We start from the raw sequence: 9,482 nt of genomic DNA, 5'->3' as shown, positions 1-9,482 counted from the left end.
TGTCCGTCTGACACTATTCGATCCATCTCGAAATTCATCCACAGTATCCGGTTCTCAAGGTTCCGCGCTCGCCGCTCTCGCGTGCGGCGCAAGGAGATACTTTACTCGGCTTGCTCCTTCGTGTCAAGACGTTCACACAATCTTGACAACTCGGTTTCGCGTTCGGCGATTGCTCGCCTTGGCCCTGCCGGCTGCCTCCCTCTCCCGAAAAAGACAGCTTGCATATATTACTGCTCTGAGCCGAACGCGCAAGGGGGTATTTCACGCTCCACAGTTCCTGCACATCCCTCGAAACGGCATCGACACGGCGCTCTCCCCTGCCTGAAAGGCAGGCGGTTCGGCGGGCGACGGAAGCGGCCACCATATGCAGGGGGCCGCGTGGCGCGACCCCCTGCATCTATACCTATATAAGAGTGCGGTGACCCTCAGGCGCCATCGTGATGACCGGAACCGTGGCCCGCGCCCTGCTGGCCGCGACCTGTGCCGCCGGCGCCGTGGCCGGCTCCTCCCCCACCCCCGGCGCCATGGCCGCCGCGGCCCGCATCGGGCGAGGACGCGTCCTCCGCCGAGTCGTCGTGACCCGCACAGGCGTCGATGCGGTCGTGCAGCTCGCGCATGGTCATGGCCGCGCACTCGTCGAGGGTGAGAGACGGATCCAACGCGACGAGCTCCTGGGCCGCCTGGTAGCGGGCCATGCCCATGCCGGCCGCGGACGCCTGGTCGCGCACCTCCACGTCGACGGCCGCACAGGAGTGGTCGCAGGGAAGCGCGGCCAGGGCGGCATCGGCGTCGGCGGTCAGGCGATCGGCCAGGGCGGCGTCCGTCGACGCGACGCTCACCGCCACGAGCGAACCGACGTCGGCGTAGGCGGCGAAGGGAGCGCTGGCCGCGAGCGCGTCGAGGGCGTCAGGGCACGGGCGGCCGACGAGGGACACGTCCTCGAGGAGGGCGCGGCCGTCGTCGTTGAGGGGCTCGGCGGCCACGACGATGTCGAAGCAGTTGACGGCCAGCTCGATGGAGGGGTTCACGTCGATGCCGATATAGGCGACAGGGTGGCGATAGGCCGTCACGAGGCCGAAGCCCGCCAGGGCCAGGATGAGGCAGGCCGCCACCGCGGCGAGGGCGCGCCGGCGCGGGCGGCGGCGGGCGGCGGCACGCACCGCCTCGGACGGGACGGGGGCGCCGGCCTGCTGCTGGGCACGGGCCTCCTCGATGGCCTTCAGGGTGCGGGCCCGGAGGGCCTCGGGGGCATGCTGCGCGTCGAGGGCGCGACGCACGCGGTCGTTGAGGTCGGTCATGCCAGCACCTCCTTCAGCTGCTTGCGGCCCCGCGATATCCAGGAGTAGACGGTGTTGACGGGCGCGTCCACCAGGGCGGCTATCTCGGGGGCGGTGTAACCCTCGTAGAGGGCGAGGTAGAGCGGGGTGCGCGGCGGGTCGTCGAGGGCGCGCATGGCGTCGATGACCTCGTGGACGGCGGAGCCGGGCTGCTCTTCCGGATCGCTCGCCGCGACGAGCTGGTCGAGGCCCTCGTCGAGGCCCACGTTGGTGCGACGGGAGGCCCGGCGCAGCATGTCGCGGCAGGCGTTCGTCGCCACGCGGATGAGCCAGGCCTTGCGATGCTCGTCGCCCTCGAAGGCCGTGGCGTCGGCCAGCGCATAGCGCATGAACGTGTCCTGGAAGGCATCCTGGGCATCGGCCTCATGGCGTAGCGACAGGAGGCAGACGCGCCAGACGGTGTCGCCGTGGCGCTCCATGGCCTGCTCTATGTCGTCGCCGGGACGCACCGCGCGAGGGGCCGGGCCGTCGGGCTAGCGGCGGCAGCCGTGGCCGTGGCCGCCGTGGTGGGCGCCGCGGCCGTAGCCAGCGCCGTTGCCGGGGGCCGCGCCGGCGCCCGAGCCGCGGTTGTCGCACACGCCGTCGCCGTCGGCGTCAGCATAGCCGGGGCAGGCCGTGTTACCGGAGCCGTAGTTGTCGCAGGCGCCGTCGCTGTCGGCATCGGCATAGCCGGGGCAGCCCGGGACGTAGGCGCCGGAGCCCTGGCGCGGGGTGCGCGCACCGTAGTTGTCGCAGGTGCCGTCGCCGTCGGCGTCGACGTAGCCGGGGCAGGCGTCCGGGCAGCCGTGGCCGTAGTTGTCGCAGATGCCGTCGGCGTCCTTATCGGCGAAGCCGGGGCAGGCGGCTAGGGCCGCGCGCGCGGGGACGGCCGAGGACACGGCGGACGCGGCGGCGGACGCGGGCGCCCAGGCAGCGAAGGCGACGGCGGGGACGGCCAGCACGGCGAGCGCCACGGCGGCGGCGAGGGCGATCAGGGATTTTCTCATGGTTCCTCCTCGGGGGTCTCTCTCGTTCCTCACTGGTAATACGAATGAGAAGCGGAGATCCTTGCAAGGATATCAGAGAAAAGGCGGATTTTTTCTTGGCGGGGAGTGAAACGAAAGGGGGCGCCTCTTGGCGCCCCTTTGGCTAGATGAGCTTGGCGAACTTTCGCTTGCCTACTTGGATGGTGGCGCCGGCCAGGAGGGCCGGATCGACGTTGTAGGCCTTGGCGGGCAGGGGCTCGCCGTTGACCTTGACGCCGCCGCCGTCGATGAGGCGGCGCGCCTCGCCGACGCTGGGGGCCAGGCCGGCCTCGTGCAGCAGCTTCGCCACGTAGACCAGGCCCTCGTCGTTGGGGGTGAGGTCGGCGGCGAACTCGGGGATGTCGGCCGGGGCCTCGTGCTTCTTGAAGACGAGGTCGAACTGCTCCTCAGCCGCCTGGGCCGCGGCCTCGTCGTAGTAGGAGGCCACGATGTTGCGGGCCAGGGCGCGCTTCACCTTGTTCGGGTGCAGCGTATCGTCGGCGAGCCCCGCCTCGATGGCGTCGATCTCGTCGACCGGCACGGTGGAGGCCAGGCGGTGGTACTTCACCATGAGCTCGTCGGGGATGGACATGACCTTCCCGAACATGTCGGCCGGCTCGTCGGTGAGCCCGATGTAGTTGCCGTAGCTCTTCGACATCTTCTTCACGCCGTCGGTGCCCTCGAGCAGGGGCAACGTCAGGCACACCTGGGGCTCCATGCCCATCTTCTCCATGAGCTCGCGGCCGGCCAGCAGGTTGAAGAGCTGGTCGGTGCCGCCGAGCTCCACGTCGGCCTTGATGACCACCGAGTCGTAGGCCTGCATGACCGGGTAGAGGAACTCGTGCAGGCTGATGGGCTGGCTGTTGGCGTAGCGGTTGCGGAAGTCGTCGCGCTCGAGGATGCGGGCCACGGTGAAGTTGCTGAGCAGCTTCAGCAGCGCCTCCATGTCGAGGGAGAGGATCCACTCGGAGTTGTAGCGCAGGGTGGTCTTGGCGGGGTCGAGCACCTTGAAGGCCTGGTCGACGTAGGTCTGGGCGTTGGCGTCGATCTGCTCGCGCGAGAGCTGCGGGCGGGTGGAGTTGCGCCCGGACGGGTCGCCGATGAGCGCGGTGCCGTCGCCGATGATGAGCGTGACCTGGTGGCCGAGGTCCTGGAACTGGCGCAGCTTGCGCAGGGGCACGGCGTGGCCCAGGTGGATGTCGGGGGCCGTGGGGTCGACGCCCAGCTTGATGTTGAGCGGCTCGCCGCGCTTGAGCTTATCGAGCAGGGCCGACTCGGGCACGATCTGGGCGGCGCCGGATCGGATGATGTGGAGCTGTTCTTCGGGGGTTATCGGACTCATCTCCTTGGGGCGGGGTCGGTTGACGTCTGGGGAGCCATTCTAGCGCAGCGGGCGGCACCGGGGCTAGGACACGCCGCGGAAGAGGTGGCCGGAGGTGGTGTCGGGCATCTTCGCCACGGAGTTGCCGTCGCGCTGGGCCACCTTGAGGGCACGCACCACGCGGCCGACGGCCTGGGCGGACTCCTCGACGTTCATGAGCGTGGTGTCCACCATGAACGACGACACGCCGGCGGCGAGGAGCTCGGGCAGGGCCTGGGCCACGTCGAGGCGCACGCTGTTGTAGAGGTGGCTGCGGCCGAGCGCGTCGGTCACCACGGGGAACTCGAAGCCCTTGCGATCCTTGAGGTGGTGCGGCGTGCGGCGGCGCGGGCAGGCGGCGCAGTCCTGGTTGCAGGGGCCCTGGCTCATGAGCAGGCAGTGCTCCGTGACCATGAGCTCCTGGGAGCCGATAACCGTGAGGCCGAGCTCCACCGGCTTGTCGCGGCCGAGCTCCTCGATCTGGCGCAGGGTGAGCTCGGGCGAGAGCCACACGCGCCGGGCGCCGAAGGCAGCGCACACGTCGAGGGACAGCCCGTTGGCCACGGGCAGGTGCGGCCCCACCTCGACGATGGCGCCCGCGTCGGCGGCGCGCTCGAGGGCAGCCAGGCTGTCGGCCAGCACGGGGCGGCCCTCCTCCACGTAGCGCCACACGTCGTAGCCGACGCGCGCCTCGCGGGAGCAGCCCTCGGCGTCGTGGTCGGCCACGGGCAGGGCGACAGCGCACTGCTTGGGGTAGCCCGCCTGCTCGGCGGTGGCGGAGAGCTGGCCGGCGATGACGGCCTCGCCGCGCCGGTAGTTGAGGGCGGGGACGAAGATGACCTCGGCGCCGGCGCGCTTGGCGGCGCGGGCGCAGGCGGGGTTGGTGGCCCAGGCGGCCACGGTGCAGCCGGCCACGCGGGCCTCGGGCAGCGGGTCGCGCGGGGTGACGCGGGGCAGCACGCGATCGCGGGTGCCGGCGAGGAGGGCCGCGCCCAGGGCGTCGAGGGCCGCGGCGCGCACGTGATGCAGCTGCGAGAAGCCGATGCCGACGCCCTCGTCCAGGTCGACGGCCAGGTCGGTGAGGACGTAGGGGGTCGAGCCCAGGCGGTCGACGTGGGCGCGCACGTCATCGGCAGTGACGGCCTTGGTGCGGGCCGGCTCCACGACGGGGCCCTCGGCCGTGCCGAGGGGGGCCGGGGCGCTAGGCGCGCGGTCGGCCAGGCGGCGGGCGGCCGCGCGGGTGCCGAGGGCGGCGTCGGCCGGCAGGTCGGCGGGGGCAGCCGGGGCGAAGCTCACACGCAGCGGCTCGCCGATGCGCAGGGCCACCGTCCCGCGCACGGCCACGCGAGGCGCGAGCGCGTCGTCGGCGTAGGCGGCCTCGGCGGACCGCACGCGGAAGACACGGTCGCCCGCCTTGACGCCGCGCACCCTCCCGTCGAGGGGGATGCGCACCCGGCCCTGGCGGTCGGCCTCGGCAGAGGCCAGCGTAACGGCGCCGTGGCCCTTCCGCGTCCAGAACTCCACCACGTCGCCGGCGGCCAGGGGCACGGTCGGCTTGAGGAGGGCCGCCCCGTCCCGCACCTCGGCCACGCGCCCGACGGGCACGCCGCGGTTGTTGGGGCGCTGGTAGCTCATCATGGCGTTGCCGCGCTCGCCCTCGAGGTAGCCGGTGGTGAAGCCGCGCGAGAACGCCTCGGCCAGGCGGGCGCGCTCGTCGTCGGTGGCCGGGATCGGGCCGGCCTGGCCCGTCTCGCGCGCGTCGAGGACGCGGTCGAGGACGGCACGGTAGACGGCCGTGACGGCGGCGACGTACTCCGGCGACTTCATGCGGCCCTCGATCTTGAGGGAGGCGACGCCCGCGTCGACCAGATCGCCGATGAGGTCGACCGCGCAGAGATCCTGGGGCGAGAGCAGGTGCTCGCCCGGCGCGTCGAGCGGCTTGCGCAGCGAGGCGCTGCGCAGCTCGAAGGGCAGGCGGCACGCCTGGGCGCAGAGCCCCCGGTTGGCCGAGCGGCCGCCGATGAGCGACGACATGAGGCACTGGCCCGAGTAGCAGATGCACAGCGCGCCGTGGGCGAAGACCTCGACCTCCATGCCGAGGGCGGCGGCATCGGACGCGAGGGCCTCCACCTCCCCCAGCGACAGCTCGCGGCCGAGGGTGACGCGGCGGGCGCCCAGGCGCGCGGCGGCGTGGATGCCAGCGGCGTTGATGGTGTTCATCTGGGTGGAGATGTGGAGCCGGGCCTCGGGCAGCGTGCGCGAGAGCTCGGAGGCCAGGCCGATGTCCTGCACGATGAAGGCGTCCGCGCCGGCCCGGTAGGCCTGGCGGGCGCACTCCAGCGCGTCGGCCACCTCGCCCGGCAGGATGACGGTGTTCATGGCCACGTAGACCTTGGCGCCGCGCAGGTGCGCGTAGGCGCAGGCCTCGCCGAGGGAGTCGATGGTGAAGTTGCCGGCGTTGCGGCGAGCGTTGAACGCCTCGAGGCCCAGGTAGACGGCATCGGCGCCGGCGGCCACGGCCGCATGGAGCGCCTCGGGGGTGCCGGCCGGGGCCAGCAGCTCGACGGAGGGACGGGCCATGGGGATCCTTTCGGTTCGGGAGGAGACGAGGGGGGCGCCGGGACGGGCCCAGGCAGGCGCGCAGGGCCGCAGGGGGACGCGCGCGGGCATGACAAGGGCCCGGACGACGCCGGGCCCTGGGGCGCGGAGCGGGGCCTAGAGCTCGGCGGCGCGGGCGTCGGCGGCCTTGAGCTGGTCGATGCCCTGGTCGTAGGTGCCCTGGATGTCCTTGATGCGCTGGTCGTAGGTGGCGTAGTCGAAGGGGTGCTCGTCGGTGGCGCTGGCGACCTCGGTGTAGAGGTCGACGTAGCCGCTGAGCGCCTCCTTGAGCGAGGCGCAGCCGTCAACGTAGTCCTGCTGGACTTCCTTGAGGGGCTCGGGCGCCTCGATGGCGACCAGGGAGTCGAGCACCTTGAAGGCGTTGTCGGCCTGGGTGCGCATGGTCACCACGTCGCCGCGGGACACGGCGTCCTCGAAGCCCTCGAGCTTCTGGGACAGGTCATCCATGGTCTGGTTGACCTGGGCCATGTACTGGCGGTTGGCCGTCTGGGCCTCGGTGGCCGGGTTGTTGGGGGCGGCGCAGCCCGCCAACGCCAGCAGCGCGCCCACGCAGAGGGCCGCCAGGGAAAACGAGATGATGCGCGTCATCTTGAAGGTGTTCATGTGCCGTCGCTCCTGTTCCGGGGCCCGCCGTGGGGCCCTGCCTTTATTATGCCGCCGGGCCGGCGAGAAGCCGACCCGGGATGGTGACTGTTACGCGTTCGTCGCGCCTAGGCGGGCTGGGAGCCGGCGCTGCGGTTGCCCGAGATGGTCGGCTGGGTGCCGCCGGTGTTCCCGCCGGTATTGCCGCCCTGGTTACCGCCGGTGTTGCCACCCGTGTTGCCGCCGGTATTACCGCCGGTGTTGCCCCCGGTGTTTCCGCCCGTGTTCCCTCCGGTGTTCCCGCCGGTGTTGCCTCCTTGGTTGCCGCCCTGGTTACCACCGGTATTGCCACCCGTGTTGCCGCCGGTATTGCCGCCGGTGTTTCCGCCCGTGTTGCCCCCGGTGTTCCCCCCGGCGTTGCCGCCCTGGTTGCCCGGGTCGGTGGTCGGCGGGGTGGTCGGGTTGGTCGTCGTGGGCGCATCGGGCGCCTCGCCGGTCTGCGCGGCCTCGCCCTGCTCCTCGGCGTCCTCGTCGCCCTTGCCGTAGTGGCCGCCGATATGGTACTCGTCGTCCTTGAAGTCCTTGATGTAGCTGGGCTTCTTGTCGGCCGTGGGGAACTTCTCGGTCTGCTGGCCCTTGAGAGCCAGGTTGAGGAAGTCGGCGAAGGTGCTGGCCGCCGTGACGCCGCCGGGGATGGACTTGGCCTTGGAGATGGGCGAGCGATCGCCCAGCCAGATGGCCACGGAGAGCTGCGGGGTGATGCCGCAGAACCAGCTGTCTTTGTAGTTGTCGGCCGTACCGGTCTTGCCGGCGGCCTCCTGGCCGAGGCTCCACAGGGCCGCGGCGCGGCCGGTGCCCGAGGTGACGACGCCCTTCATGACCTCGACGGTGGCGACGGCCACCTCCTGGTCGATGACGCGCTCGCCCTGGGGGTGGGAGTTGTCGACGATGACCTTGCCGTTGCGGTCGACCACGCGCTCGATGCACTCGGGGTCGTAGTGGGTGCCGCCGTTGGCGAGCGTCGCGTAGGCGTCGGCCATCTCGAGCGGCGTGACCTCCGAGGCGCCCAGAGTGAGGGCGCCCACCTCGTCGAGCGGCGAGGTGATGCCCAGCTTGTGGGCCATGTCGGCCACCTTGTCGGGGCCGAGCGACAGGCACAGGCGCGCGAAGGCGGTGTTGGACGACACGGCGAAGGCGCTCGCGATGGAACGGGTGCCGTAGTCGGCATAGCCGATGTTGTGCACGTCCCAGCTGGGGAACTTCTCCTGGCGGCCCGCGTCGATCAGCGTCTCGGGATCGATGCCCGCCTCGATGGCGGCGGCCAGGGTGAACGTCTTGAAGGACGACCCGGGCTGGCGGCCGACGCCGCCCTCGCCCGTGGCCATGTTGATCATGGTCTGGCCCTCGCCCGCGCCGTACTCGCCCTGGCTGACCATGGCCTTGATGTAGCCGTTGTCCGGGTCGATGGCGACGAGCGCCACCTCGAAGGGATCGCCGCCGGCCTGCTTGCGCTTCTTCTCGCAGGCCTCCTCGGCGTAGCCCTGGAGCGTCACGTCGAGGGTGGTGTAGACGGTCAGGCCGCCCTTGAACACCTCGGCGGTGGAGTAGGCGTACTTGCCGTTGGGGTCGGTCAGCTGGTTGCGCACGTAGCTGGTGAAGAACGGGTAGGCCAGGATGCCCGACTCCGAGGGCTTGTTCTCGTTGAGGGTGATGGGCTCGGCCTTGACCGCGTCGGCCTCCTCCTGGGTGATGACGTTGTTGGACACCATGCGGTCGAGCACCGTGTTGCGGCGCTTGACGGAGTTCTCCATGTTGAGCGTGGGGTCGTTGTAGGTGGGCGACTGCGGGATGCCGATGAGCGTGGCCGCCTCGTTCAGGGTGAGGTCGGTCGCGTCCTTCGAGAAGTAGCGCTGCGACGCCGCCTGGATGCCGTAGGCGCCGGCGCCGTAGTTGATGGTGTTGAGGTACATCAGCAGGATCTCGTCCTTGGTGAACTGCTCCTCCAGCTTGAGGGAGATGTAGGCCTCGCGCACCTTGCGCTTGAGGGAGATGTCATTCATCTCGTCCGCCAGGATGGTGTTGCGGACGAACTGCTGGGTGATGGTGGAGGCGCCCTCGAGCTGGCCGCCGGCCAGGTTGTTGACGAGCGCGCGGCCGATGCCGAGGATGTCGACGCCGTTGTGGGTGTAGAAGCGCTCGTCCTCGGTGGCGACGGTGCCCTTGAGGATGAGCTCGCTCACCTGGTCGATGGTGACGGGCTGGCGGTTCTCCAGCTGGAACTCGGCGAGCACGGTGGTGCCGTCGGACGCGTAGACGGTGGTGGGCTTGGCGGTGTTGTAGGCGTCGGCGTTGGCGTAGTCGGGCAGATCCTCGATCCACGCCGAGCACAGCCCGATGACGCCAGCCGTGCCGGCGACCACCACGGCCACCAGGATGGCGAGCGCCATCAGCACGCCGGTCTTCTTGTTACTGGTTCTCGTGCCCTTGCGGCCCTTGATGGCTCGGGAGCCCATGAATCACCTCCGTCGGAAAACTGCCGCCCATTGTACCATCGGCCCGTTGGAGCAGGGGTTTTTCCAC

The 9,482-nt window shown here is 70.8% G+C and carries 7 protein-coding genes; all 7 read right to left on the bottom strand.

Annotated elements, in window-relative coordinates; all coding sequences use genetic code 11:
- Positions 1–425 precede the first annotated feature (425 nt).
- The 7 genes from LPT13_RS11590 to LPT13_RS11560 all read right to left on the bottom strand — a co-directional run bounded on the left by LPT13_RS11590 (position 426) and on the right by LPT13_RS11560 (position 9,415).
- On the bottom strand, positions 426–1,298 hold the full coding sequence (locus LPT13_RS11590) for an anti-sigma-I factor RsgI family protein (RefSeq protein WP_242166561.1): 873 nt from the start codon (positions 1,296–1,298) through the stop codon (positions 426–428).
- Positions 1,295–1,786, bottom strand: coding sequence for an RNA polymerase sigma factor (locus LPT13_RS11585; protein WP_347264363.1), 492 nt, complete (start codon positions 1,784–1,786; stop codon positions 1,295–1,297). The genes LPT13_RS11590 and LPT13_RS11585 overlap by 4 nt, the downstream gene beginning before the upstream one ends.
- Positions 1,787–1,810: 24 nt before the next feature.
- Positions 1,811–2,323, bottom strand: coding sequence for a hypothetical protein (locus tag LPT13_RS11580; protein ID WP_242166559.1), 513 nt, complete (start codon positions 2,321–2,323; stop codon positions 1,811–1,813).
- Between the two features lie 142 nt (positions 2,324–2,465).
- Complete coding sequence (gene tyrS, locus LPT13_RS11575; RefSeq protein WP_242166558.1) at positions 2,466–3,683, bottom strand: tyrosine--tRNA ligase; 1,218 nt, start codon at positions 3,681–3,683, stop codon at positions 2,466–2,468.
- A gap of 63 nt (positions 3,684–3,746) precedes the next feature.
- Positions 3,747–6,281, bottom strand: a complete 2,535-nt coding sequence (locus LPT13_RS11570; RefSeq protein WP_242166557.1) for a U32 family peptidase — start codon at positions 6,279–6,281, stop codon at positions 3,747–3,749.
- A gap of 135 nt (positions 6,282–6,416) precedes the next feature.
- Positions 6,417–6,923 carry a hypothetical protein gene (locus tag LPT13_RS11565; RefSeq protein WP_242166556.1) on the bottom strand — a complete coding sequence of 169 codons (507 nt, stop codon included), beginning with the start codon at positions 6,921–6,923 and terminating at the stop codon, positions 6,417–6,419.
- 107 nt (positions 6,924–7,030) lie between these two features.
- Positions 7,031–9,415 carry a transglycosylase domain-containing protein gene (locus LPT13_RS11560; RefSeq protein WP_242166555.1) on the bottom strand — a complete coding sequence of 795 codons (2,385 nt, stop codon included), beginning with the start codon at positions 9,413–9,415 and terminating at the stop codon, positions 7,031–7,033.
- Positions 9,416–9,482 lie beyond the last annotated feature (67 nt).

It is taken from the genome of Adlercreutzia faecimuris, from assembly GCF_022669055.1.
Taxonomy (GTDB): Bacteria; Actinomycetota; Coriobacteriia; order Coriobacteriales; family Eggerthellaceae; genus Enterorhabdus; species Enterorhabdus faecimuris.
The sequence above is the reverse complement of the archived record's forward strand: the minus strand, read 5'-3'. Positions and strand labels throughout refer to the sequence as shown.

Coding starts and splice junctions, on each gene's coding strand:
- LPT13_RS11590 (WP_242166561.1), bottom strand. CDS start 1,298: ATGACCGACCTCAACGACCGCGTGCGTCGCGCCCTCGACGCGCAGCAT.
- LPT13_RS11580 (WP_242166559.1), bottom strand. CDS start 2,323: ATGAGAAAATCCCTGATCGCCCTCGCCGCCGCCGTGGCGCTCGCCGTG.
- tyrS (WP_242166558.1), bottom strand. CDS start 3,683: ATGAGTCCGATAACCCCCGAAGAACAGCTCCACATCATCCGATCCGGC.
- LPT13_RS11570 (WP_242166557.1), bottom strand. CDS start 6,281: ATGGCCCGTCCCTCCGTCGAGCTGCTGGCCCCGGCCGGCACCCCCGAG.
- LPT13_RS11565 (WP_242166556.1), bottom strand. CDS start 6,923: ATGAACACCTTCAAGATGACGCGCATCATCTCGTTTTCCCTGGCGGCC.
- LPT13_RS11560 (WP_242166555.1), bottom strand. CDS start 9,415: ATGGGCTCCCGAGCCATCAAGGGCCGCAAGGGCACGAGAACCAGTAAC.